Origin of the sequence: Mycobacterium sp., assembly GCF_046091765.1 — a bacterium.
GTDB lineage: Bacteria > Actinomycetota > Actinomycetes > Mycobacteriales > Mycobacteriaceae > Mycobacterium.
In genome coordinates, this window is sequence record NZ_JBJTCF010000058.1 from 20,226 (window position 1) to 43,941 (window position 23,716).

A 23,716-nucleotide genomic window follows, 5' to 3' on the forward strand; every position below is an offset into this window, starting at 1 on the left:
CATGGATTTCACCCTGCCCGACCACCTTCCGGCGCTGCTGGCCGACATGGACGCCTTCATCGAGGCCGAGATCACTCCGCTTGAGCAGGAGCACCTGCAGTACTTCGATCGTCGCCGCGAGTTCGCGCGAACCGACCTCGACAACGGCGGGGTGCCCCGCCGCGAATGGGAGGACCTCCTCGACGAGATGCGCCGCCGCGCCGACGCGGCCGGCTGGCTGCGCTACGGCCTGCCGTCGAAGTTCGGCGGCCGCGACGGCTCCAACCTGGACATGGCCGTCATCCGCGAGCACCTCGCCCACCGGGGACTCGGGCTGCACAACGACCTGCAGGACGAGTCCTCGATCGTCGGTAACTTCCCGCAGGTCATCATGATGGACCGGTTCGGCACCGAGGCGCAGCAGGCCGAATGGATCGACGCCATGCTCACCGGCACGCGGTCGATGGCCTTCGGCCTGACCGAGCCGGCCCACGGCAGCGACGCGACCTGGCTGGAGACCACCGCCGAGCTGCACGACGACCACTGGGTGATCAACGGTTCCAAGCGGTGGAACACCGGTGTGCACCGCGCCACCCACGACCTGGTCTTCGCCCGGACCTCCGGGCAACCCGGCCAGGCGCTGGGCATCACCGCATTCCTGGTGCCCTGCGACAGTCCCGGTTTCGAGGTGCCGTTCTACTGGTGGACCTTCAACATGCCCAGCGACCACGGCGAGGTGGTGCTGCGCGACGTCCGCGTTCCCGCCGAGGCGGTGCTGGGCGAGGTCGACCGCGGCCTGGAGGTCGCCCAGACCTTCCTGCACGAGAACCGCATCCGGCAGGCCGCCAGCAGCCTGGGGGCGGCTCAGTACTGCATCGACCGTGCGGTGGACTACGCGTCGAAACGCGTCACCTTCGGCAAGCCGCTGTCGGTCAACCAGGCGGTGCAGTGGCCGCTGGTGGAGTTGCAGACCGAGGCCCAGATGGTGCGACTGCTGGTGTACTACGCCGCCTGGCACCTCGACCGCAACCACCACATGGAGGTGTCCGACAAGGTGTCGATGGCCAACTACCGGGCCAACCGGCTGGTCTGCGAGGCCGCCGACCGCGCCATGCAGATCCACGGCGGCATCGGCTACAGCCGCCACGAACCCTTCGAGCACATCTACCGTCACCACCGCCGCTACCGGATCACCGAGGGGGCCGAGGAGATCCAGATGCGGCGCGTCGCGCAGCGGATGTTCAGGTTCGGCCGGGGGTGAACGACCAACTGGCCCAACGGCTCACCGATGTCGTCGGGCCGCTGCTGGGCAATGTCTCGGTGGCGAACCTGCGCCTGTTGACCGGCGGGGCCAGTCGGACGACGTGGGCGTTCGACGCGGTCAGCGGATCCGGCGAACGCCGGCCGCTGATTCTGCGCAGCGCACCGCCCGACGGTCGTTACGCCAGCATGGAACTTGAGGCCGCCGCCCAGGCCGCGGCGGCCGCGGCCGGCGCGCCGGTGCCGAACATCCTGTTGGCCTCGGACTCGGCCACCGCGCTGGGCGATCCGTTCCTGATCTGCGACGAGGTCCCCGGGGAGACCATCGTGCGGCGCATCCAGCGCCGGCTCGACGACGACGGCCGGCGTGCCCTGCTCGCGCAGTGCGCGGCGGCACTGGCGGCGATCCACCGGGCCGGCACCGACACCCTCGGTCTGGTCGCGGTGGATCAGCTCACCGAATGGCGCCAGCGCCTCGATGACATCGGCGACACCACGGCCACCTTCGAGTGGGCCTTCCGCTGGCTTGCCGCGCGCCGTCCGCCGGTCACCGGGCCCCGGCTCGTGCACGGCGACTTCCGGATGGGCAACCTGATCGTCGAGGACGGCAGCTTGGCCGCCGTGCTCGACTGGGAAGCGGTGCACCTCGGCGAGATCTACGAGGACATCGCCTGGTTCTGTCTGCGGGCGTGGCGCTTCGGGGCACCGGCACGCTTCTCCGCCGGCGGACTGGGCTCCGTCGAGGACTTCGTCACCGACTACGAACAGGCCGGCGGGACGCCCGTGGACCGGGCGGCGCTGCACTGGTGGCTGGTGCTGGGGACGCTGCGCTGGGGGATCATCTGCCGCTACCAGGCCGAGCGGCACCTCTCCGGCCAGCACCGCTCGGTGGAACTGGCCGCCATCGGACGACGGGTCTGCGAGACCGAATCCGACCTTCTGGATCTGCTGGAGGCCGCCCGATGAAGGGGGAGCACGGGCGTCCCACCGCCGCCGAACTGCTCGCCGCCGTCGCGGAGTTCCTCGAGGACGAGGTACGCGCGGCCGCCCCCGGTGCGGTCGGATTCCACGCCCTGGTCGCCGCCAATGCGCTGCGCATCGTGGAACGCGAGATCCTCGACCAGAACGCACCCGAGGCACGCTCGGCTCTGCACCGTCTGGGCTTCGCCGACGAGGACGCCCTGGCCGACGCCATCCGGGCCGGCCACCTCGACGGACGCGACAGCGAGGTCCTGGCCTGTCTGCGGGCCCTGGTCGGACTGCGGGTGGCGGTCGCCCACCCCGGCTACGGCGAGCCGGGCTAGACACCATCGGTCACAATCACCTCCATGACTGTGCAGACCGTGCTGGCGGACCCGGCCGCGATCGGGACCTGGAAACTCGTACCGGAGCGCTCTTCGGTCACCTTCACCAACAAGACGCTGTGGGGCCTGATCCCGGTCAACGGCCGCTTCACCGACGTCAGCGGAGAGGGCACCGTCGCCGCCGGCGGTGTGGTGTCCGGCCGCCTCACGATCCGGGCCGCATCGCTGCGGACCGGGATCGGCAAGCGCGACGAGCATCTGCGCTCCGCGGACTTCTTCGACGCGGAGAACTTCCCGGAGATCACCGTCGAGGTCACCGGCGCCGGGCCGGGCGGCGAACTTGAGGCGACCCTGAGCATCCGGGGTACCACCCTGGCGCTGCCGCTCGACGCCACCGTCACCCTGCTCGATGAGCACAGCGTGCAGGTGAGCGCGCGCGCCCAGGTCGACCGCACCCGATGGGGCGTCAGCGGCAACATGATGGGCATGATGCCCACCACGACGACCCTGGCGGCCGATACCGTCTTCCGGTCGGCACGCTAGCATTCGCAGCGTGTCCAGCCGAGGTACCGAGGCGCCGCTGCACGTCCTGGTCTACAGCAGTAACGCCCGCACCCGCGAACAGGTCCGGCTCGCGCTGGGACGCCGCGTTCATCCCGAACTGCCGGAGTTGACCTACACCGACGTCGCGACCGGTCCGATGGTGATCTCCCTGATGGACGCCGGCGGATTCGATCTGGTGATCCTCGACGGCGAGGCGTCCCCGGTCGGCGGCATGGGTATCGCCAAACAGCTCAAGGACGAGCTCGACGGCTGTCCACCGGTGCTCGTCCTGACCGGTCGCGCCGACGACGCGTGGCTGGCCAACTGGTCGCGAGCGGAGGCCGCCGTACCGCACCCGATCGACCCGATCCGCCTGGGCGACGCGGTGGTGGGCCTGCTGCGTTCGCCGGTGCAATAGCCCCCCGCTAGGCTGAGTCGGATCCCCACCGGCCGCCTGAGCGAGGAAGGATTGAGCGGTTTGAACCTCTACACGCCAATCCTGGTCCTCGGCGCTATCGCTGCTGCTTTCGCGGTGGTGTCGGTGGTGGTGGCTCTGGTGGTCGGGCCGCGCCGCTTCAATCGCGCCAAGCTCGCCGCTTACGAGTGCGGGATCGAACCGATGAGCGGCGAACCGATCGGCCAGCGCTTCCCGATCAAGTACTACCTGACGGCGATGCTGTTCATCGTGTTCGACATTGAGATCGTGTTTCTGTATCCGTGGGCGGTGTCGTTTGACCAGCTCGGCCTTTTCGCGCTGGTCGAAATGGCCATCTTCATGGCGACGGTGTTCGTCGCCTACGCCTACGTATGGCGACGGGGAGGTCTTGAGTGGGATTAGAGGAATCACTCCCGGGGGGCATCCTGCTGTCCACCGTGGAGAAAGTCGCCGGCTACTTCCGCAAGGGTTCGCTGTGGCCCGCCACCTTCGGCTTGGCCTGCTGCGCGATCGAGATGATGGCCACCGCGTCCCCGCGCTTCGACATCGCCCGCTTCGGCATGGAGCGGTTCTCGGCCACTCCCCGCCAGGCCGACCTGATGATCGTGGCCGGGCGGGTCAGTCAGAAGATGGCCCCGGTGCTGCGCCAGGTCTACGACCAGATGGCCGAACCCAAGTGGGTGCTCGCGATGGGAGTATGCGCATCCAGCGGGGGGATGTTCAACAACTACGCGGTGGTGCAGGGGGTGGATCACGTGGTGCCCGTCGACATCTATCTGCCCGGTTGCCCGCCCCGCCCGGAGATGCTGCTCAACGCGATCCTCACCCTGCACGCCAAAATCGCTGAGATGCCGCTGGGGGTGCACCGGGCCGAAGCGGTGGCCGCAGCCGAGCAGGCCGCGCTCGCCTCGCAACCCACTCTCGAACTCAAGGGTCTGCTGCGGTGAGTGAGGAAGAGCGCGGCGAGGTGATCACCACCCGCCACGGCATGTTCGGTATCGAGGGCAGCGGGGACACCTCCGGCTACGGCCGTCTGGTCAGCAAGGTCACCCTGCCGGGCGGCACGCCGCGCCCGTACGGCGGCTACTTCGACGAGATTGTCGATCGGCTCGCCGAGGTTCTGGGCGCCGACGTATTCGACGCGGCCGTCGAGCGCGTCGTCGTGTTCCGCGAACAGCTGACCCTCGATGTCCGTCGCGAACACCTGATCGCCGTGGCCTCGGCGCTGCGCGATGACGATCAGCTGCGCTTCGAATTGTGTTGCGGCGTATCGGGTGTGCACTACCCCGACGACGCCGGCCGGGAACTGCGCGCGTTCTATCCGCTGATGTCGATCACCCACAACCGGCGGCTGCAACTCGAGGTCTCCTGCCCCGACGGCGACCCGCACATCCCGTCGCTGTTCTCGGTGTACCCCACCTGCGACTGGCACGAACGCGAGACCTACGACTTCTTCGGCATCGTGTTCGACGGCCATCCCGGGCTCACCCGCATCGAGATGCCCGACGACTGGGTCGGTCATCCGCAGCGCAAGGACTATCCACTCGGCGGCGTGCCGGTGGAGTACCACGGCGCCCAGATCCCCCCGCCCGACCAGCGCAGGTCGTATCACTGATGAGCACGTCTGAGTCGGAGACCGCAATCGTCCTCGGCGGCCAGGACTGGGAGGAAGTCCTCGCCGCCGCCCGTGCCGGTGAGGCCGGTGAGCGGATCGTGGTGAACATGGGTCCCCAGCACCCGTCCACCCACGGCGTGCTGCGGCTGATCCTGGAAATCGAGGGCGAGACGGTGGTCGAAGCCCGCTGCGGCATCGGCTATCTGCACACCGGGATCGAGAAGAATCTGGAGTACCGGACCTGGACCCAGGGCGTGACCTTCGTCACCCGGATGGACTATCTGTCACCGTTCTTCAACGAGACCGCCTACTGCCTGGGCGTGGAACGACTGCTGGGCATCACCGACGCGATCCCGCCGCGCGCCTCGGTGATCCGGGTGATGCTCATGGAGCTCAACCGGATCTCCTCGCATCTGGTGGCCCTGGCCACCGGCGGCATGGAACTGGGCGCGATGACGCCGATGTTCTTCGGCTTCCGCGAGCGCGAGCTGATCCTGAGCACGTTCGAGGCGATCACCGGCCTGCGGATGAACAATGCCTACATCCGCCCCGGCGGGCTGGCCGCCGACCTTCCCCCGGACGGGTCGTCCCGAATCGCGGACCTGGTGAAGATCCTGCCCGGCCGGCTGCGCGAGCTCTCCGACCTGCTCACCGAGAGTTACATCTGGAAGGCCCGCACGCAGGGAGTCGGCTACCTCGACCTGACCGGGTGCATGGCGCTGGGCATCACCGGCCCGGTGTTGCGGTCCACCGGGTTGCCGCACGACCTGCGCAAGTCCCAGCCGTATTGCGGGTACGAGAACTACGACTTCGACGTCGTCACCGACGACGGGGCGGACTGCTACGGGCGCTACCTGATTCGGGTCGGCGAGATGACCCAGTCGCTGCGCATCGTCGAGCAGTGCCTCAAGCGCCTGGAGCCCGGCCCGGTGATGATCGAGGACAAGAAACTCGCCTGGCCGGCGGACCTGAAGGTCGGTCCGGACGGCCTGGGCAACTCCCCGGCCCACATCGCCAAGATCATGGGCACCTCGATGGAGGGACTGATCCATCACTTCAAGCTCGTCACCGAAGGCATCCGGGTGCCGGCCGGGCAGGTCTACACCGCGGTCGAGTCGCCGCGCGGCGAGCTCGGCGTGCACATGGTCTCCGACGGCGGAACCCGGCCCTACCGGGTGCACTACCGCGACCCGAGCTTCACCAACCTGCAGGCGGTGGCGGCGACGTGCGAGGGCGGCATGGTCGCCGACGTGATCGCCGCGGTGGCAAGCATTGATCCGGTGATGGGCGGAGTGGACAGGTGAGTGCCCGATGACGATCGACCTGACGCTCGGGCCGCGGCCCGACGAACCCGGGCCGCCGGTCGGTGGTCCGCAGTCCTATCCGGACGAGGTGACCCAACGGCTGGCCGCCGATGCCGAAGGCATCATCGCCCGCTATCCCGAGCCGCGCTCGGCGCTGTTGCCGCTGTTGCACCTCGTCCAGGCCCAGGACGGCTATGTGACCAAGGCCGGCATCGCCTTCTGCGCGGACCAACTCGACCTCACCGACGCCGAGGTCACCGCGGTGGCGACGTTCTACTCGATGTACCGGCGCACCCCGACCGGGGAGTACCTCGTCGGGGTCTGCACGAACACCCTGTGCGCGATCATGGGCGGCGACGCCATCCTCGAGGCGCTGCAGGACGAACTCGGCATCCACCACGGGCAGACCACCGCGGACGGGCGGATCACCCTCGAGCATGTGGAATGCAACGCCGCATGCGACTACGCGCCGGTGGTGATGGTGAACTGGGAGTTCTTCGACAATCAGACCCCTACCAGCGCACGCGAACTCGTCACCACGCTGCGCGGCGGCGGCACGGTCACCCCGAGCCGCGGCGGCCCGCTGTGCGGGTTCACCCAGATCCAGCGGGAACTGGCCGGCCTCGATGCCGGTATCGACCGCGACGCCGGGGCCGGACCGGGCGAGGCCACGCTCGCCGGCCTTCGGGTCGCCCGCGAACTCGGGAGGAACGCATGACCCCGCTCACACCGGTGCTGAGCCGCTTCTGGGACGCGGCGGCGCCGTGGACGCTGCGGACCTATCAGCAGAACGACGGGTATCAGGGGTTGCGCCGGGCGCTGGACATGTCCCCGGAAGCCGTCATCGCCGAGGTCAAGGAGTCCGGATTGCGCGGACGCGGCGGGGCGGGATTCCCCACCGGCACCAAGTGGGGGTTCATCGACCGCAACTCGGCCAAGCCGCGCTACCTGGTGATCAACGCCGACGAGTCAGAACCCGGCACCTGCAAGGACATGCCGCTGATGATGACCACGCCGCACTTCCTGATCGAGGGCGTGATCATCGCCGCCTACGCGATCGGCGCGCGGCACGCATTCATCTATCTGCGCGGCGAGGTGGTCAGCGTGCTGCGCCGGGTGCGGGCCGCCGTCGCCGAGGCGTATGCGGCGGGCTTCCTGGGCACCGACATCCTCGGCTCGGGTTTCGACCTGGACGTGGTCGTGCACGCCGGCGCCGGGGCCTACATCTGCGGTGAGGAGACCGCCCTGCTGGACTCGCTGGAGGGTCGCCGCGGCCAGCCCCGGCTGCGCCCGCCCTTCCCCGCCGTCGCCGGCCTCTACGCCTGCCCGACAGTGGTCAACAACGTCGAGTCGATCGCATCGGTCCCGCCGATCCTGGCCAACGGGGTGGACTGGTTCAAGTCGATGGGCACCGAGAAGTCGCCCGGCTTCACGCTCTACTCGCTGTCCGGGCACGTCAACCGTCCCGGACAGTACGAGGCGCCGCTGGGCATCACGCTGCGCGAACTGCTGGACTACGCCGGCGGTGTGCGCACCGGACACGAACTGAAGTTCTGGACCCCGGGCGGGTCCTCGACTCCGCTGCTCACCGCTGAGCACCTCGACACGCCGCTGGACTACGAGGGCATGGCGTCGGCCGGTTCGATGCTGGGCACCAAGGCGCTGCAGATCTTCGACGAAACCACCTGCGTGGTGCGCGCGGTGCGGCGATGGACCCAGTTCTACGCGCACGAGTCCTGCGGCAAGTGCACCCCCTGCCGGGAGGGGACCTACTGGCTGGCGCAGATCTACGAACGCCTCGAAGAGGGCCGCGCCGACGCCGAGGATCTCGGCAAGCTCCTGGACATCTCCGACACGATCAACGGCAAGTCGTTCTGCGCGCTCGGCGACGGCGCGGCCGCGCCGATCCTCTCGTCGCTGCAGTACTTCCGGCCCGAATACGAGGCACACCTGTCCGGCGGCTGCCCCTTCGACCCCTACGCCTCGATGCTCGCGGCCCCCCAGGGAGCGGCCCGATGACGCAGGCGCCCCCCGACATCGAGTTGGTGACCCTCACCATCGACGACACGACACTGTCGGTTCCCAAGGGCACGCTGGTGATCCGCGCCGCCGAACTGATCGGCGTGCAGATACCGCGGTTCTGCGACCACCCGCTGCTCGATCCCGTCGGCGCCTGCCGCCAGTGCCTGGTGGAGGTCGAGGGCCAGCGCAAACCGATGGCCAGCTGCACCACCACGGTCACCGACGGCATGGTGGTGCGCACCCAGGTGACCTCCGAGGCCGCCGACGCCGCCCAGCACGGCGTCATGGAGTTGCTGCTGATCAACCACCCGCTGGACTGCCCGATCTGCGACAAGGGCGGCGAGTGCCCGCTGCAGAACCAGGCGATGTCCAACGGCCGCGCGGAGACCCGCTTCACCGACGTCAAGCGCACCTTCCCCAAGCCGATCAACCTCTCCAGCCAGGTACTGCTGGACCGCGAGCGCTGTGTGTTGTGCGCACGCTGCACCCGGTTCTCCAACCAGATCGCCGGCGACCCGTTCATCGAACTGCTCGAGCGCGGTGCGCTGCAGCAGGTGGGCATCGCCGGCGGGGAGGCGTTCGACTCCTACTTCAGCGGCAACACCGTGCAGATCTGCCCGGTCGGGGCGCTGACCGGCACCGCATACCGGTTCCGGGCGCGCCCGGTCGATCTGATCTCCTCGCCGAGTGTGTGCGAGCACTGCGCGTCCGGCTGTGCGCAACGCACCGATCACCGCCGCGGCGTGGTGCTGCGCCGGCTCGCCGGCGACGACCCGGAGGTCAACGAGGAGTGGAACTGCGACAAGGGCCGGTGGGCCTTCACCTACGCCCGCGTCGGTGATCGGATCAGCACCCCGATGGTGCGCGACGACCACGGCAGCCTGCGCACGGCGTCGTGGTCGGAAGCCATCGAGCGGGCCGTCAACGGTCTGACGTCCGGCCGGGCCGGGGTTCTGGTCGGCGGGCGGGTGACGGCCGAGGACGCCTACGCCTACGCGAAGTTCGCCCGGATCGCCCTGGGCACCAACGACATCGACTTCCGGGCCAGGCCGATCTCCGACGAGGAGACCGCGTTCCTGGCCGCACACGTGGCCGGCCGCACCGAGGTCGGCTACGCCGACCTGGAGGCCGCCTCGATGGTGCTGCTGGTCGGCTTCGAGCCCGAAGAGGAATCGCCGATCGTGTACCTGCGGCTGCGCAAGGCCGTGCGCAAGCACGGCCTGCGTGTGGTGACGATCGCGCCGTTCGCGTCGCGGGGCACCGTCAAACTCGATGGCCGCGTCATCGCCACCGCACCCGGCGGTGAGGCCGCCGCGTTGGACGCGCTGGCCGGCGACATCACTCCAGGCGCGGTGATCCTGGTCGGCGAACGGCTGGCAACGAGCCCCGGCGCTCTGTCCGCGGTGGCCCGGCTGGCCACCGCTACCGGCGCGCGCCTGGCCTGGATCCCCCGGCGGGCGGGCGAGCGCGGCGCGCTCGACGCGGGCTGCCTGCCCAACCTGCTGCCGGGCGGACGGCCCGTCGCGGACCCGGCCGCCCGCGAGGAGACCGCCCGCTTCTGGAGTGCCGGCGAGCTGCCCGCCGAGCCGGGCCGCGACACCACGGCGATCCTGGCCGCGGCCGCACTCGGCGAACTGGACTCGATTCTCGTCGCCGGCGTCGAGCTCACCGACCTCGCCGACCCGTCGGCCGCCCTGGCCGCCATCGAGGCCGCCGGATTCGTGGTCAGCCTCGAGTTGCGCGAGTCGGAGGTGACCGCGCTGGCCGACGTGGTGTTCCCGGTGGCCCCGGTGGCGGAGAAGGCGGGATCGTTCACCAACTGGGAGGGCCGGTCTCGGCCCTTCGACGCGGCGCTGGACTCCAACGCGGCGCCCGACCTGCGGGTGCTGCAGACCCTCGCCGACGAACTCGGCGTCGACCTCGGCTTCCGCACGGCCGGCGAAGCCCGCGCCGAACGGGACCGGCTCGGCCCGTGGGGCGGCGCGCGGAGTTCCGCACCGAAGACCGATCCGGCGTCGGCTCCGGTGCTCGACAATCACGAGGCGGTGCTCGCCGGGTGGCGTCCGCTGCTCGACGCCGGGCGCCTGCAGGACGGCGAGCCGCATCTGGCCGGCACCGCGCGACCGCCCGTGGCGAGGATGTCGGCCGCAACGGCCGCCGGCATCGGCGCGACCGAGGGCGCGATGGTGACGGTCTCGACCGGGCGCGGGTCGATCAGCCTGCCGCTGGCGGTCACCGACATGCCGGACCGGGTGGTGTGGCTGCCGCTGAACTCCCCGGGCAGCGCGGTCCACCGCCAACTCGGCGTCGGCACAGGCGCGGTCGTCCAGATCAGGTCGGGGGGTGCGCAGTGAACTACGCAGCGAGTTACCCCGACCCGGCCGTCTTCGGCCACGATCCCTGGTGGCTGATCGGCGCCAAGGCCGTGGGCGTCTTCGCCTTCCTGCTGCTGACCGTGCTGGTGGCGATCCTCGTCGAGCGAAAGCTGCTGGGCCGCATGCAGATGCGCTTCGGGCCGAACCGGGTCGGGCCGTTCGGGCTGCTGCAGTCACTGGCCGACGGCATCAAACTGGCCCTCAAGGAGGGCCTGATCCCGGCCGGGGTCGACAAGCCCCTCTACCTTCTCGCACCGGTCATCTCGGTGATCACCGCGATCATGGCCTTCGCGGTGATCCCGCTGGGTCCGGTGGTTTCGGTGTTCGGCCACCAGACGCCGCTGCAGCTGACCGACCTGCCGGTCGCGGTTCTCTACGTGCTCGCGATCTCCTCGATCGGCGTCTACGGAATCGTGCTGGCCGGCTGGGCCTCCGGTTCGACCTATCCGCTGCTGGGCGGACTGCGCTCCAGCGCGCAGGTGATCTCCTACGAGATCGCCATGGCGCTGACCTTCGCCGCGGTCTTCCTCTACGCGGGCACCATGTCCACCTCGGGCATCGTCGACGCCCAGACCCGGGTCTGGTTCGTCGTGCTGCTGCTGCCGTCGTTCGCGGTGTACATCATCGCGATGGTCGGCGAGACCAACCGCGCTCCCTTCGACCTGCCCGAGGCCGAAGGCGAACTGGTCGGCGGATTCCACACCGAGTACTCGTCGCTGAAGTTCGCGATGTTCTTCCTTGCCGAGTACGTCAACATGACCACCGTCTCCGCGCTGGCCGCCACGATGTTCCTCGGTGGCTGGCGCGCCCCGTGGCCGCTCAGCATGTGGGACGGCGCGAACAGCGGCTGGTGGCCGTTGCTGTGGTTCGTCGCCAAGGTGTGGGTGTTCCTGTTCGTCTTCATGTGGTTGCGGGCGACGCTGCCCCGGCTGCGCTATGACCAGTTCATGGCGATCGGCTGGAAGCTGCTGATCCCGGTGTCGCTGGTGTGGATACTCGTCGTCGCCGTGCTGCGCACCGCCGACCTGACCGGCGCGGTTCCCAGCCTGGTTGCGGCGACGGCGCTGCTGGCGGTGCTGCTGGCGGTCAACGCACTGCGGCGCCGGGCCGCCGAACGTGAAGTCCTGCCGCCGCCCCCGCCGCCGCCTCCGGGTGCGGGCAGCTTCCCGGTCCCGCCGATGCCCTCCAAGGTCAAGGAGCCCACCCGTGCCTAAGCCCCGCTTCCGCTTCCTCGACGCACTCGCCGGGTTCCGGGTGACCTTCATGACGATGTTCAAGAAGCCCATCACCGAGCAGTACCCGGAGGAGCCCGGTCCGGTCGCGCCGCGCTACCACGGCCGACACCAACTCAACCGCTATCCCGACGGTCTGGAGAAATGCATCGGCTGCGAGTTGTGCGCCTGGGCGTGCCCGGCCGACGCGATCTACGTCGAGGGCGCGGACAACACCGAGACCGAGCGGTACTCCCCCGGCGAACGCTATGGGCGGGTCTATCAGATCAACTACCTGCGCTGCATCGGATGCGGGCTGTGTATCGAGGCCTGCCCGACCCGGGCGCTGACGATGACCGGTGACTACGAGATGGCCGACGACAACCGCTCCGACCTGATCTACGGCAAGGACAAACTGCTCGCGCCGCTGCAACCGGGGATGGTCGAACCCCCGCATCCGATGGCGGCCGAGTCCACCGACGAGGACTACTACCGGGGCCGGATCACCCCGCGCGGCCTGCAGGGCCGGGAGGTGCGCCGATGATCCCGCTGGCGGTGTCCTCGGCCGAGGCGCTCACCCGCACCACCACCGCCGAGGCCGTCACCTTCTGGATCCTCGGCGCGCTGGCGGTGCTCGGCGCGATCGGCGTCATCGCCGCCCCCAAGGCGGTGTACTCGGCGATCTTCCTGGCGACCACGATGATCTCCCTGGCGATCATGTACGTCGCCCAGGACGCGGTGTTCCTCGGCGTCGTGCAGGTGGTCGTCTACACCGGCGCGGTGATGATGCTGTTCCTGTTCGTCCTGATGCTCGTCGGGGTGGATTCCGCGCAGTCGCTGGTCGAAACCATCCGGGGACAGCGCCTCGCGGGCATCCTGGCCGGGGTGGGCTTCGGCGTCCTGCTGATCGCCGCGATCGGCACGGCGTCCACCCGCCCGTTCGTCGGACTCACCCAGGCCAACGCCGGCGGCAACGTCGAGGGTCTCGCGGCGCTGATCTTCACCCGCTACCTGTGGGCCTTCGAACTCACCAGCGCCCTGCTGATCACCGCCGCGCTCGGCGCGATGGTGCTGGCCCACCGCGAACGCGTCGGTCGGCGCAAGACCCAGCGTGAGATGGTCATCGAACGCTTCCGCACCGGGGAGCGCGCCACGCCGCTGCCCAACCCGGGCGTCTACGCGCGGCGCAACGCCGTCGATACCCCCGCGCTACTGCCCGACGGTTCCGAAGAGCGGACATCGGTGAGCGCGACCGTCCGGGGGTCGCGATGAACCCGGTGAACTACCTCTATTTATCGGCCCTGCTGTTCACCATCGGTGCGGCCGGCGTGCTGCTGCGGCGCAATGCGATCGTCATGTTCATGTGCGTGGAATTGATGCTCAACGCGGCCAATCTGGCCTTCGTCACCTTCGCCCGCATGCACGGAAGTCTTGACGGTCAGGCGGTGGCGTTCTTCACCATGGTGGTGGCGGCCTGCGAGGTGGTCGTCGGGCTCGCCATCATCGTCACCATCTACCGCACCCGACGCAGCTCCGACGTCGACGAAGCCCACCTGCTGCGGCATTGACGGATTGCTGATGACGACACTGCTCTGGCTGACTATTGCGCTGCCCCTGATCGGGGCGGTGGTGCTGCTGCTCGGCGGTAAGGCCACCAACGCCTGGGGCCACCTGCTGGGGTGTGCCACCGTGATCGGCTCATTCCTGTGCGGCACTGCCCTTTTCGCCCACCTGCTCGGCCAGCCGGCCGAGGACCGCCTGCTGCGCGAGGTGCTGTTCTCCTGGGTCCCGGTCGGCGTGCTGCGGGTGGACTTCGGCCTGCAGCTGGACACCCTGTCGATCTGCTTCGTGCTGCTGATCACCGGCGTCGGCGCACTGATTCACCTCTACTCGATCGGCTACATGTCCCACGACCCCGACCGCCGGCGTTTCTTCGCCTACCTCAACCTGTTCGTCGCGGCGATGCTGCTGCTCGTGCTGGCCGACAACTACCTCGGCCTCTACCTCGGCTGGGAAGGCGTGGGCCTGGCCTCCTATCTGCTGATCGGGTTCTGGTACCACAAGCCCAGCGCCGCCACCGCGGCCAAGAAGGCCTTCGTGGTCAACCGGGTCGGCGACATGGGCCTGGCGGTCGCACTGATGGTGCTGTTCGCCGCGGTCGGCACGGTCGGCTACGCCGAGGTGTTCGCCGCCGCGCCCGCGATGAGCGAGGGCACCCTCAACGCGGTCGGCCTGCTACTGCTGCTGGGAGCGTGCGGGAAGAGCGCGCAGGTCCCGCTGCAGTCCTGGCTGGGTGACGCGATGGAGGGCCCCACCCCGGTCTCGGCCCTGATCCACGCGGCCACCATGGTCACCGCCGGGGTGTATCTGATCGTGCGCTCCGGTCCGGTGTTCAACCTGGCCCCGGCCGCTCAGACCGCGGTGGTCACCGTCGGCGCGGTCACCCTGCTCTTCGGGGCGGTCATCGGCTGCGCCAAGGACGACATCAAGAAAGCACTGGCGGCCTCCACGATGAGCCAGATCGGCTACATGGTGATGGCCGCCGGTCTGGGACCGGCCGGCTACGCGGTGGCGATCATGCATCTGCTGACCCACGGCTTCTTCAAGGCGGGATTGTTCCTCGGCGCCGGTTCGGTCATGCACGCCATGGACGAGGAGACCGACATGCGCCGCTACGGCGGGCTGCGCACGCTGCTGCCGGTCACCTTCGTGACGTTCGGGCTGGGCTATCTGGCCATCATCGGCGTGCCTCCGTTCGCCGGCTTCTTCTCCAAGGACGCGATCATCGAGACCGCCGTCAACTCCGGCGGGATCAAGGCGGTGCTGCTCGGCGGGGCCGCTCTGCTGGGCGCGGCGATCACCGCCTTCTACATGACGCGGGTGATGCTGCTGACCTTCTTCGGTCGGCCGCGCTGGAAGGAGAACGACCCGGCGGTCCACCCGCACGAGTCCCCGGCGGTGATGACCGCGCCGATGGTGGTGCTGGCACTGGGTTCGGTCGGCGCGGGCGCGGTCCTGGCCGTCGGGCACACCCTGGGCCGCTGGCTCGAGCCTGTCGTGGGGACCCACGAGGCCCACCATCACGTCCCGGTGTGGGTGACCACCACGCTGGCGCTGGGCGCGGTCGCCGTCGGGGTGCTCATCGCCTACCGGCAGTACGCGCTGCGCGAGGTGCTCCGCGACGCCCCCGCCGACGTCTCGGCGCTGACCGTCGCCGCGCGCCGGGACCTCTACGGCGACGCTCTCAACGAGGCCGCGTTCATGCGGACCGGCCAGCAGTTGACCAAAGCGTTGGTCGCCGTCGACGACCGCGCCATCGACGGCGGGGTCGGCGGACTGGCCCGCGGAGTCGGCCGGGTCTCCGACGGGCTGCGCGGCCTGCAGACCGGCTTCGCCCGCACCTACGCGCTGTCGATGCTGGCCGGCGCCGCCCTCGTCGTCGGATTCGTCCTGATCACCACGGCGTGGAGGTGATGGCGTGACCAGCTTCCCGTGGCTGACCCTGCTGTGGGCGCTGCCCATTGTGGGCGCGGTGATCATCATCGTGCTGCCTCGATCGCTTCGCGGGGTTGCCAAGTACGCCGGGCTGGCCGTCTCGCTGACCGTTCTGGCGCTGACCGTCGTGCTGGCGGTGCAGTTCGACCCGGCCGGCGAGCGCTACCAGTTCGTCGAGAAGCACGTGTGGATCCGCTCCTTCGGGACCGGCTACATCCTCGGCGTGGACGGCATCGCCCTGTCGCTGGTGGTACTCACCGCCGTGCTGATGCCGCTGCTGCTGATCGCCGGCTGGCACGACGCCGACGACCAGCCGTCCAGTCGCGCACCGCACGGCTACGTCGCGCTGATGCTCGCGGTCGAGGGCATGGTGCTGGTCTCACTGACCTCCTTGGACATACTGCTGTTCTACGTCTTCTTCGAGGCGATGCTCATCCCGATGTACTTCCTCATCGGCGGCTTCGGCGCGCGCGGCCCGGAGAAATCCAAGGCTGCGGTGAAGTTCCTGCTCTACAACCTCTTCGGCGGGCTGGTGATGCTCGCCGCGGTGGTCGGCCTGTACGTGGTCACCGCCAACTCCGGCGTGTTCGGCGGCGGCACCTTCGACTTCCGCGAGATCGCCGACGCGGTGGCCTCCGGGCAGTTCGTGATCGCGCCCGCGGTGGCCAACGCGCTGTTCGCCGGATTCATGTTCGCCTTCGCGGTCAAAGCACCGCTGTGGCCGCTGCACCGCTGGCTGCCCGACGCCGCAGTGCACGCCACCCCGGCGTCGGCGGTGCTGATGATGGCGGTGATGGACAAGGTAGGCACGTTCGGGATGCTGCGCTACTGTCTGCCGCTGTTCGGTGACGCCTCGACCACGTTCCGGCCGCTGATCGTCACCCTCGCGGTCATCGGCATCATCTATGGTGCGGTCGTCGCGATCGGGCAGACCGACGTCATGCGGCTGATCTCCTACACCTCGATCGGCCACTTCGGGTTCATCATCCTGGGCATCTTCGCGATGACCAGCCAGGGTCAGTCCGGGTCGACGCTCTACATGGTCAATCACGGCATCGCCACCGCGGCACTGTTCCTCATCGCCGGTTTTCTGGTCAGCCGCCGCGGGACCCGCGCCATCGCCGACTACGGCGGGGTGCAGAAGGTGGCTCCGGTGCTGGCCGGCACCTTCCTCATCGCCGGACTGGCCACCCTGTCCCTGCCCGGGCTGGCGCCCTTCATCAGCGAGTTCCTGGTGCTCATCGGCACCTTCACCCGCTACCCGGCGCTGGCCGTGTTCGCCACGCTGGCACTGGTGCTCTCCGCGGTGTACGTGCTGTGGATGTACCAGCGGATGATGACCGGCCCCCTCACCGCCGGCAACGAACGGATCAGCGACCTTCGTTCGCGCGAGCTGATCGTGGTCGCGCCGCTGATCGCGCTTCTGCTGGTGCTCGGGATCTACCCGAAGGTCGCCCTCGACGTGATCAACCCGGCGGTCGCCGACACCCTGTCGTCGATCAACCAACCCGACCCGCCGCCCACCCTGACGGCCGGAGGTGCGCGATGATGACTGCTCCCAGCGTCGAGTACGGCGTGCTCTCACCGATGCTGATCGTGTTCGGCGTCGCCATCGTGGGCGTTCTCATCGAGGCCTTCCTGCCGCGCCGCAGCCGCTACCCGGTCCAGGTGGTGCTCAGCGTCTCCGGTTTGGTTCTGGCTTTCGCCGCGCTGGTCGGGGTGTACCGCGGCATCGGGATGGACCAGCAGGCAGGCCAGCAAGCAGTCGTCGGGGCGGTCACCATCGACCGGCCCGCGCTGTTCCTGCAGGGCGCAATTTTGGCGGTCGCGGTGATCGGCGTCCTGCTCATCGCCGAACGGCGCACCGGACTGCCCGGCTCGCAAGGTCTGCACGCCTTCACCCCGCAGGCCTCCGCCGTGCCGGGCAGCGTGGCCGAACAGGTCGCCACCAAAGCCGCCGTCGTACAGACCGAGGTGTTCCCGCTGACCATGTTCGCCGTCGGCGGGATGATGCTCTTCCCGGCCTCCGGCGACCTGCTGACGATGTTCATCGCGCTGGAGGTGTTCTCGCTTCCGCTCTATCTGGTGTGCGGGCTGGCCCGCCACCGCCGCCTGCTCTCGCAGGAGGCCGCGTTGAAGTACTTCCTGCTGGGTGCGTTCTCCTCGGCTTTCTTCCTGTTCGGCACCGCCCTGCTCTACGGCTACGCCGGCACCTTCCGGCTCACCGGGATCGCCGCAGCCATCGACGCCGGTTCGGACACCCGGCTCGCGCTCATCGGCGTCTCGCTGGTCGCGGTGGCGCTGCTGTTCAAGGTCGGCGCCGTCCCGTTCCACGCCTGGGTCCCCGACGTGTACCAGGGTGCCCCGACCCCGGTCACCGCGTTCATGGCCGCAGCCACCAAGATCGCGGCGTTCGGCGCCATCCTGCGGGTGTTCTACGTCGCCGTACCTGAGCTCAAAGACCAGTGGCGGCCGCTGCTGTGGGCGATCGCGATCGTGACCATGGCGGTCGGCACCATCGCCGCGGTGACCCAGAAGGACGTCAAGCGCATGCTGGCCTACTCGGCCGTGGCGCACACCGGTTTCATCCTGACCGGCGTCATCGCCGCCAACCAGGCCGGGCTGAGCGGCACCCTGTTCTATCTGGTGGCCTACGGGTTCAGCACCGTCGGCGCCTTCGCCGTCGTCAGCGTGGTTCGCGGCAGCGACGGCGCGGAGTGCACCGAGCTGTCCCGCTGGGCCGGACTGGGCCGCCGCTATCCGGTCGCCGGCGTGGTCTTCTCGCTGTTCCTGCTGGCCTTCGCGGGCATCCCGCTGACGAGCGGCTTCGTCAGCAAGTTCGCCGTGTTCAAAGCCGCCGCCGAGGGCGGGGCGATCGCGCTCGTCGTGATCGGCGTGCTGGCCAGCGCGATCGCCGCCTACTTCTATGTGCGTGTGATCGTGCTGATGTTCTTCACCGATCCGCCCGACGGCGCCCCCGAGGTGTCACCACCGAGCTCGCTGAGCATCGCGGCGATCGGCCTGACGGCGCTGATCACCTTCGCCCTCGGCGCGCTTCCTCAGCCCCTGCTCAATCTGGCCGAGCGGGCCGCGGTCTTCCTGAACTAGCGCTGCGCCGCCGGATTGATCAACACGGTCAGTGCACTCCTGGTGCCCTGATTAGCGGTCAGCACAATACTGCCGGGGCGGTACCCGACCAGCGCTGAGATGTCCAGAACACCGGAGGTCTCGGCAGCCGTGTCGACGCCGATCGTGTCGGCGATTTTGATCAGGCCGCTGCCGTCCGGGCGCATCATCCAGATCTCGCCGTTCGCTGTCCCGGAGTCCTCGTTGACGAAGATCAGCCCGTCGGGGAATGCTTGCCCGCCCAGCGCGGTGGGCGCGGTCCAGTCCACGTTGTCGGCGTCGCCGAACAGTCCGTCGGTGTCGTTGTTGTGGGCCTGGATGCCGGTGACGGTGAAGCCTGAGCTAGCCGGCGCGAACGCGCCCGAGCCGAAGTCGAGATCGAAGCCGAACGTGAATAGTCCGGTTTCCTGCACGCCCAGGACAACCCGGGTCGGATCACCGGGACTGGTGTCGACGTCCTCGAGTTTCCCGGCGCTCAACGCGCCGGCCGACGTGGCGTCGAAGGTGCCGGCAGCGGTGGATCCGGCACCCGGGAGCCCGCCGTTGAGGTAGTAGTAGCTGCCGTAGGCCAGGCCGTTGCGGGACAGGAAGTCCGAGGCCGCCGCGCCGCTGGCGTTCTTGCCTTTCTCGCCGACATAGAGCGTCAGGGTGCGGGTCCCGCCGTCCGGCGAGAGCAGGATCGCCACGTGCCCGGTCTCGCCGGTGTCGACCAGCGCCGCGTTCTCCCACGCGTCGAACGGCATGCCGGCCACCCCGCCGGGTGCCGCCCCGGCTACCCCACTGAGCTGATAGAAGTCGCGGTTGGCCAGATCCAGCGCGAACAGCCGACCACCGCCGACCTCCTCGCCGGTGATGTAGATGTCGTCGACGAACCCCCGACCCGCACCAAAGGTGTCGGCAGAGTAGGACTGCCCGGAGCAGAAGCGGCTGAACGCGGTGGTCGACGGGTCGGAGGTTGCGGTCCAGCTCGCGCCGCCGTCGGAGCTCCACCGGCGGTAGGCCTGCCGAGCGGAGGTGACCCAGGAGGCCGAACCCGGGCTGCCCTGCTCGATCGCCGTGCCGATCGCTGCGGTGAACGCACCCAGGTCGAGGTCGATCTCGCTGATCGCGCCGTCGAACTCCTCATGGTTGATCTGCACCCGCAGCGTGGAGTCGCCCACTTTTTGGGCGCCCAGGCCGTCGAAGGTGCCCGGCATGCTCCAGTCCTACCCGTCGCCGCCGGGGTTCGCGCCGGCGGCGATCACCTCGAAGGCCTTCCAGCCGTTGCGCGGAACCACTTGAGTCGCCTCCGCGACGCCACTGCCCACCACCAGGACCCGGCCCGATCTGGGCCGCGAGCTCAACGACGGTGTGAGGTTGAGGGTGTACTTCGCGCTGATCGTGCCGCCGGAGTACGCATTGAGTCCCCAGAACTGTTCGAAGATGCCGTCGGTCTTCTGGTTCTCGTCGATGAATTCGAAGAGGTGCGTCGGGAACCCGCGCTGATTGAACTTCGGCGATCCGGTGGCCAGCAGGCTGTTGATCAGGTTCTGGTTGTAGTCCTGCGCGTTGGCGACGTTGGCGTTGGGGAACACCCCGCCCGACGAGTCGGTCGCCCAGCCGGTCTCACCGACATAGAGCGGCAGCGACACGTTTGCCTTGTTCAATGCCCACCTGACCGCGTCGTACTCGGCCCAGAACAGGCTGTGGTAGACGACGCCGTGGTCGACCACGGCGCAGTTGTTGCTCTTCCGGCACGTCGGCGAACCCAGGGCGTAGGACAGCGGTATGCCCGGGTTCTGCTGCAGGGTCAGCAGCGGATAGATGTCGATCTCGACGTAGTCCTTCAGCGCCTGGAGCAGACCGGTCAGCCCGCTCAGCGCCGGATTCAGCGTCGCATTCGACGGCGGATAGGACCCGGTGACCATGCCCATCGTGAACGAGACCGTGGTTTTAACGTGCAGCTGCGCGGCGGCGATCGCGTTCTGCATGTTCGTCACGGCGGCGGTGACCGTGGGCAGATCGCCGACGAACGCCGTGTCGACCTCGTTACCGACGACGACGGCGTCCACGATCGACGCGAACGGCGTGAGCGAGCTGACCACGCTGGCGGCATAGCTGGGATCGGTCGCCAGTTGCGACACCGACCCGTTGGGTACCGCTACCGACACCCGCGCGGTGGGGATCTGGGTCTGAATCGCGCTCAGCGCGTCGGGAATCACGTCGTACATGCGCACCCGGGTGATGCCCTGACCGCTGACCACGCCCACGCTCTGGGCGTAGCCGGGCTTCGGGTGGGCGTAAGCGGTGCTGAAGTCGATCCCGATCGCCGGCGAGACCGCCGGAGCGGTCGGCCTCCGCAGCAGCAGCAGCGCCCCCTGCAGGAACTCGGAGACCGGGTTGAGCGTCGTACCCGACACCCGGCCGCCGGATGGCCGTTTCGGTGGTGCTGTCATCGACCCGACGGACGCTCGGGGAACCGACCGCTGTGCGCGGCCGGCTGGCGCGACTCGGGGCGCACGGGCCGACGTCGCCGTAGCCCGCCCGGTCGAGGCGGTCGCCTCGTGGTCTGCTCCATTCTGTTCGGCACCCGCCGTGCCCACCCCGGGACTCGCCACCAGGGACAGGCCGGCGGCGAACGCCACCACACCCAGTCGTACGCCGCCGTACATCGGCCACCACCCCCTTGCAGCCCCCGGCTGAGGTTGCTACGTCGAGACCGTAATGCGGTCGGTGACCGCCTGTCAACGCGGGGCTGCGAAGCAATCGGCGATCCCGCCTGGGCCGACGACGTAGGGTTGGGCCGTGGCCGGGCGCCGAGACCAACCGCGGGTCGACACCGAGGTGGAGCGCCTGCAGCGGTCGGCCCGCGACGTCACCGAAATCCCCACCCTGATCTCGGAGTGGCTCTCACCGCAGCTGGGCGCCACCCCGCAGGTCACCGTGGAAAGCGGCGTGGACTCCAACGGCATGTCCTCGGAGACGATCATCCTCACCGGGCGCTGGCAGGACGACGGCGGTCCGGTCGAGCAGAAGTGGGTGGCGCGGGTGGCGCCGAAAGCCGATGACGTCCCGGTCTTCCCCGCCTACCGGATGGACCACCAGTTCGACGTCATCCGGCTGGTCTCCGAACTGACCGACGTCCCGGTACCGCGGGTGCGCTGGCTCGAACCCACCGGCGAACTGCTCGGCAGCCCGTTCTTCCTGATGGATCACGTCGAAGGCATCGTCCCCCCCGACGTGATGCCCTACACCTTCGGCGGCAACTGGTTCGCCGACGCCCCGGCCGAGCGGCAGCGGGTGCTGCAGGACTCGACGGTGGGGGTGCTGGCCACCCTGCACGCGATCCCCGACGCCGCCGCGACCTTCGGCTTCCTCTCCGAGGCCGACCCCCCGGGGGACACCCCGCTGCGCCGGCACTTCTCCTGGCTGCGCCACTGGTACGAGTTCGCCGTCCCCGACATCGGCATCTCGCCGCTGGTCGAGCGCGCGCTGACCTGGCTGGAGGACAACTTCCCCGCCGACGTCGCCGCTGGCGCGCCGGTCCTCACCTGGGGCGATTCCCGCATCGGCAACGTGCTCTACGACGACTTCCGGCCCGTCGCGGTGCTGGACTGGGAGATGGCCACCATCGGTCCGCGCGAGCTCGACGTATCGTGGATCATTTTCGCGCACATGGTTTTCCAGGAACTCGCCGGACTGGCCGGCCTGCCCGGCCTGCCCGATGTCCTGCGCGAGGACGACGTGCGCGCCACCTATCGGCGGCTCTCCGGCGTCGAGTTGGGCGACCTTCGGTGGTTCTACGTCTACTGCGGGGTGATCTGGTGCGTGGTGTTCATGCGGACCGGTGCCCGCCGCGTGCACTTCGGGGAGATCGAGAAGCCCGGCGACGTCGAGTCGCTGTTCTATCACGGGGGTTTGTTGCGGCGACTGCTTGAGGAGGAGAACTAGGTGATCGGACCCCTCGACGAGTACCCCGTCCATCAGGTCCCTCAGCCGATCGCCTGGCCCGGCTCCTCGGATCGCAACTTCTATGACCGCTCCTACTTCAACGCCCACGACCGCAGCGGCGGGGTGTTCGTCATCACCGGCATCGGCTACTACCCCAACCTCGGGGTCAAGGACGCGTTCCTGCTGATCCGCCGCGGCGACGAGCAGACCGCGGTGCACCTGTGCGACGCGATCGACCAGAATCGTCTGCACCAGAGCGTCAACGGCTATCACGTCGAGGTCATCGAACCGCTGCGGAAAATCCGGATCGTCCTGGAGGAGACCGAGGGCGTGGCGGCCGACCTGATCTGGGAGGGCCTTTTTCCGGTCGTCCAGGAGCAGCGCCACGTGCTGCGTTCGGGCACCCGGGTCACCCTCGACGCCCAGCGCTTCGCCCAGGTCGGTTCGTGGAGCGGCGGACTGGTCGTCGACGGCGAAGAGATCCCCGTCGATCCGGCGGTGTGGATCGGCACCCGCGACCGCTCGTGGGGCGTCCGCCCCGTCGGCGAGCGCGAACCGGCCGGCCGGCCCGCCGATCCACCGTTCGAGGGTATGTGGTGGCTCTATGTGCCGATGGCCTTCGACGACTTCGCGATCGTGGTGATCCTCCAGGAGGAGCCCAGCGGGTTCCGCTCGCTCAACGACTGCACCCGCATCTGGCGCGACGGCCGCGTCGAGCAGTTGGGCTGGCCGCGGGTGACGATCCACTACCGCTCGGGCACCCGGATTCCGACCGGCGCGACCATCGACGCCACCGACGCCGACGGGCGGGCGCTGCACGTCGACGTCGAGTCCAAACTCGCGGTGCCCATCCACGTCGGCGGCGGCTACGGCGGCGACATCGACTGGCTGCACGGCGAGTGGAAGGGCGAGAAGTTCACCGAGCGCCGCACCTATGACATGACCGATCCGGCCATCGTCGCCAGGGCCGGATTCGGCGTGATCGACCACGTCGGCCGCGCGGTGTGCCGGCAACCCGACGGCACCGCCGCCGAGGGCTGGGGCCTTTTTGAACACGGGGCGCTGGGACGTCACGACCCCTCCGGCTTCGCCGACTGGCTCACCGTCGCGCCCTAG

Annotated in this window: 23 protein-coding genes; 21 read left to right on the forward strand and 2 right to left on the reverse strand. The window is 69.1% G+C overall.

Annotated features, from left to right (window positions below; genetic code table 11):
* The first annotated feature begins 1 nt into the window (after position 1).
* The 19 genes from ACKOB8_RS05915 to nuoN are packed head-to-tail and all read left to right on the forward strand — an operon-like array spanning position 2 to position 18,652.
* Positions 2 to 1,240, forward strand: coding sequence for an acyl-CoA dehydrogenase family protein (locus ACKOB8_RS05915; RefSeq protein ID WP_526376287.1), 1,239 nt, complete (start codon positions 2 to 4; stop codon positions 1,238 to 1,240).
* An 8-nt stretch (positions 1,241 to 1,248) separates the two neighbouring features.
* Positions 1,249 to 2,205 carry a phosphotransferase family protein gene (locus ACKOB8_RS05920; protein WP_526376343.1) on the forward strand — a complete coding sequence of 319 codons (957 nt, stop codon included), beginning with the start codon at positions 1,249 to 1,251 and terminating at the stop codon, positions 2,203 to 2,205.
* Positions 2,202 to 2,543 carry a DUF6285 domain-containing protein gene (locus ACKOB8_RS05925; RefSeq protein WP_526376288.1) on the forward strand — a complete coding sequence of 114 codons (342 nt, stop codon included), beginning with the start codon at positions 2,202 to 2,204 and terminating at the stop codon, positions 2,541 to 2,543. The genes ACKOB8_RS05920 and ACKOB8_RS05925 overlap by 4 nt, the downstream gene beginning before the upstream one ends.
* A gap of 24 nt (positions 2,544 to 2,567) precedes the next feature.
* Complete coding sequence (locus ACKOB8_RS05930; protein ID WP_526376289.1) at positions 2,568 to 3,086, forward strand: YceI family protein; 519 nt, start codon at positions 2,568 to 2,570, stop codon at positions 3,084 to 3,086.
* Positions 3,087 to 3,096: 10 nt separating this feature from the next.
* Positions 3,097 to 3,504, forward strand: a complete 408-nt coding sequence (locus ACKOB8_RS05935) for an Rv3143 family two-component system response regulator (protein ID WP_526376290.1) — start codon at positions 3,097 to 3,099, stop codon at positions 3,502 to 3,504.
* A 60-nt stretch (positions 3,505 to 3,564) separates the two neighbouring features.
* Positions 3,565 to 3,924, forward strand: a complete 360-nt coding sequence (locus ACKOB8_RS05940; protein WP_526376291.1) for an NADH-quinone oxidoreductase subunit A — start codon at positions 3,565 to 3,567, stop codon at positions 3,922 to 3,924.
* Positions 3,915 to 4,469 carry an NADH-quinone oxidoreductase subunit B gene (locus ACKOB8_RS05945; protein ID WP_526376292.1) on the forward strand — a complete coding sequence of 185 codons (555 nt, stop codon included), beginning with the start codon at positions 3,915 to 3,917 and terminating at the stop codon, positions 4,467 to 4,469. Before ACKOB8_RS05940 ends, ACKOB8_RS05945 begins: the two co-directional genes overlap by 10 nt.
* Complete coding sequence (locus ACKOB8_RS05950; protein WP_526376293.1) at positions 4,466 to 5,137, forward strand: NADH-quinone oxidoreductase subunit C; 672 nt, start codon at positions 4,466 to 4,468, stop codon at positions 5,135 to 5,137. The genes ACKOB8_RS05945 and ACKOB8_RS05950 overlap by 4 nt, the downstream gene beginning before the upstream one ends.
* The gene (gene nuoD / locus ACKOB8_RS05955) at positions 5,137 to 6,441 is read left to right on the forward strand and encodes an NADH dehydrogenase (quinone) subunit D (protein ID WP_526376294.1); all 1,305 of its coding nucleotides are present in this window, start codon (positions 5,137 to 5,139) and stop codon (positions 6,439 to 6,441) included. Before ACKOB8_RS05950 ends, nuoD begins: the two co-directional genes overlap by 1 nt.
* A 7-nt stretch (positions 6,442 to 6,448) precedes the next feature.
* The gene (nuoE, locus tag ACKOB8_RS05960) at positions 6,449 to 7,159 is read left to right on the forward strand and encodes an NADH-quinone oxidoreductase subunit NuoE (RefSeq protein WP_526376295.1); all 711 of its coding nucleotides are present in this window, start codon (positions 6,449 to 6,451) and stop codon (positions 7,157 to 7,159) included.
* Positions 7,156 to 8,460: an NADH-quinone oxidoreductase subunit NuoF gene (nuoF, locus tag ACKOB8_RS05965; RefSeq protein ID WP_526376296.1), complete on the forward strand. Its 1,305-nt coding sequence runs from the start codon at positions 7,156 to 7,158 to the stop codon at positions 8,458 to 8,460. The genes nuoE and nuoF overlap by 4 nt, the downstream gene beginning before the upstream one ends.
* A complete protein-coding gene (locus tag ACKOB8_RS05970) occupies positions 8,457 to 10,817 on the forward strand; it encodes an NADH-quinone oxidoreductase subunit G (protein ID WP_526376297.1) in 2,361 nt (786 codons plus the stop codon). Before nuoF ends, ACKOB8_RS05970 begins: the two co-directional genes overlap by 4 nt.
* Complete coding sequence (gene nuoH, locus ACKOB8_RS05975) at positions 10,814 to 12,052, forward strand: NADH-quinone oxidoreductase subunit NuoH (protein WP_526376298.1); 1,239 nt, start codon at positions 10,814 to 10,816, stop codon at positions 12,050 to 12,052. The genes ACKOB8_RS05970 and nuoH overlap by 4 nt, the downstream gene beginning before the upstream one ends.
* Before the next feature lie 49 nt (positions 12,053 to 12,101).
* Complete coding sequence (gene nuoI / locus ACKOB8_RS05980; protein ID WP_526376344.1) at positions 12,102 to 12,593, forward strand: NADH-quinone oxidoreductase subunit NuoI; 492 nt, start codon at positions 12,102 to 12,104, stop codon at positions 12,591 to 12,593.
* Entirely contained in the window at positions 12,590 to 13,321 is a 732-nt protein-coding gene (locus ACKOB8_RS05985; RefSeq protein WP_526376299.1) for an NADH-quinone oxidoreductase subunit J, read from the forward strand. Before nuoI ends, ACKOB8_RS05985 begins: the two co-directional genes overlap by 4 nt.
* Positions 13,318 to 13,617, forward strand: coding sequence for an NADH-quinone oxidoreductase subunit NuoK (gene nuoK, locus ACKOB8_RS05990; protein ID WP_526376300.1), 300 nt, complete (start codon positions 13,318 to 13,320; stop codon positions 13,615 to 13,617). Before ACKOB8_RS05985 ends, nuoK begins: the two co-directional genes overlap by 4 nt.
* 10 nt (positions 13,618 to 13,627) lie before the next feature.
* Positions 13,628 to 15,523, forward strand: a complete 1,896-nt coding sequence (nuoL, locus tag ACKOB8_RS05995; protein WP_526376301.1) for an NADH-quinone oxidoreductase subunit L — start codon at positions 13,628 to 13,630, stop codon at positions 15,521 to 15,523.
* Positions 15,524 to 15,527: 4 nt separating this feature from the next.
* The gene (locus tag ACKOB8_RS06000) at positions 15,528 to 17,093 is read left to right on the forward strand and encodes an NADH-quinone oxidoreductase subunit M (RefSeq protein WP_526376302.1); all 1,566 of its coding nucleotides are present in this window, start codon (positions 15,528 to 15,530) and stop codon (positions 17,091 to 17,093) included.
* On the forward strand, positions 17,093 to 18,652 hold the full coding sequence (nuoN, locus tag ACKOB8_RS06005; RefSeq protein ID WP_526376303.1) for an NADH-quinone oxidoreductase subunit NuoN: 1,560 nt from the start codon (positions 17,093 to 17,095) through the stop codon (positions 18,650 to 18,652). The genes ACKOB8_RS06000 and nuoN overlap by 1 nt, the downstream gene beginning before the upstream one ends.
* Here the strand turns inward: nuoN and ACKOB8_RS06010 are convergent.
* Together ACKOB8_RS06010 and ACKOB8_RS06015 are read right to left on the reverse strand one after the other, a co-directional pair.
* Entirely contained in the window at positions 18,649 to 19,866 is a 1,218-nt protein-coding gene (locus ACKOB8_RS06010) for a hypothetical protein (RefSeq protein ID WP_526376304.1), read from the reverse strand. The two genes, nuoN and ACKOB8_RS06010, sit on opposite strands and share 4 nt — an antisense overlap.
* 9 nt (positions 19,867 to 19,875) lie before the next feature.
* Complete coding sequence (locus ACKOB8_RS06015; protein WP_526376305.1) at positions 19,876 to 21,105, reverse strand: glycosyl hydrolase family 17 protein; 1,230 nt, start codon at positions 21,103 to 21,105, stop codon at positions 19,876 to 19,878.
* Between the two features lie 349 nt (positions 21,106 to 21,454).
* Between ACKOB8_RS06015 and ACKOB8_RS06020 the strand changes: the two genes are divergently transcribed.
* Together ACKOB8_RS06020 and ACKOB8_RS06025 are read left to right on the forward strand one after the other, a co-directional pair.
* On the forward strand, positions 21,455 to 22,600 hold the full coding sequence (locus ACKOB8_RS06020; protein ID WP_526376306.1) for a phosphotransferase family protein: 1,146 nt from the start codon (positions 21,455 to 21,457) through the stop codon (positions 22,598 to 22,600).
* A complete protein-coding gene (locus tag ACKOB8_RS06025) occupies positions 22,601 to 23,716 on the forward strand; it encodes an Rv3169 family protein (RefSeq protein WP_526376307.1) in 1,116 nt (371 codons plus the stop codon). It abuts the gene before it with no gap.

Excerpts from the sequence above, each read along its gene's own strand:
- ACKOB8_RS05915 (WP_526376287.1), top strand. The coding sequence starts at position 2 with ATGGATTTCACCCTGCCCGACCACCTTCCGGCGCTGCTGGCCGACATG.
- ACKOB8_RS05925 (WP_526376288.1), top strand. The coding sequence starts at position 2,202 with ATGAAGGGGGAGCACGGGCGTCCCACCGCCGCCGAACTGCTCGCCGCC.
- ACKOB8_RS05930 (WP_526376289.1), top strand. The coding sequence starts at position 2,568 with ATGACTGTGCAGACCGTGCTGGCGGACCCGGCCGCGATCGGGACCTGG.
- nuoD (WP_526376294.1), top strand. The coding sequence starts at position 5,137 with ATGAGCACGTCTGAGTCGGAGACCGCAATCGTCCTCGGCGGCCAGGAC.
- nuoE (WP_526376295.1), top strand. The coding sequence starts at position 6,449 with ATGACGATCGACCTGACGCTCGGGCCGCGGCCCGACGAACCCGGGCCG.
- nuoF (WP_526376296.1), top strand. The coding sequence starts at position 7,156 with ATGACCCCGCTCACACCGGTGCTGAGCCGCTTCTGGGACGCGGCGGCG.
- ACKOB8_RS05970 (WP_526376297.1), top strand. The coding sequence starts at position 8,457 with ATGACGCAGGCGCCCCCCGACATCGAGTTGGTGACCCTCACCATCGAC.
- nuoI (WP_526376344.1), top strand. The coding sequence starts at position 12,102 with ATGACGATGTTCAAGAAGCCCATCACCGAGCAGTACCCGGAGGAGCCC.
- ACKOB8_RS05985 (WP_526376299.1), top strand. The coding sequence starts at position 12,590 with ATGATCCCGCTGGCGGTGTCCTCGGCCGAGGCGCTCACCCGCACCACC.
- nuoK (WP_526376300.1), top strand. The coding sequence starts at position 13,318 with ATGAACCCGGTGAACTACCTCTATTTATCGGCCCTGCTGTTCACCATC.
- nuoL (WP_526376301.1), top strand. The coding sequence starts at position 13,628 with ATGACGACACTGCTCTGGCTGACTATTGCGCTGCCCCTGATCGGGGCG.
- nuoN (WP_526376303.1), top strand. The coding sequence starts at position 17,093 with ATGACTGCTCCCAGCGTCGAGTACGGCGTGCTCTCACCGATGCTGATC.
- ACKOB8_RS06010 (WP_526376304.1), bottom strand. The coding sequence starts at position 19,866 with ATGCCGGGCACCTTCGACGGCCTGGGCGCCCAAAAAGTGGGCGACTCC.
- ACKOB8_RS06015 (WP_526376305.1), bottom strand. The coding sequence starts at position 21,105 with ATGACAGCACCACCGAAACGGCCATCCGGCGGCCGGGTGTCGGGTACG.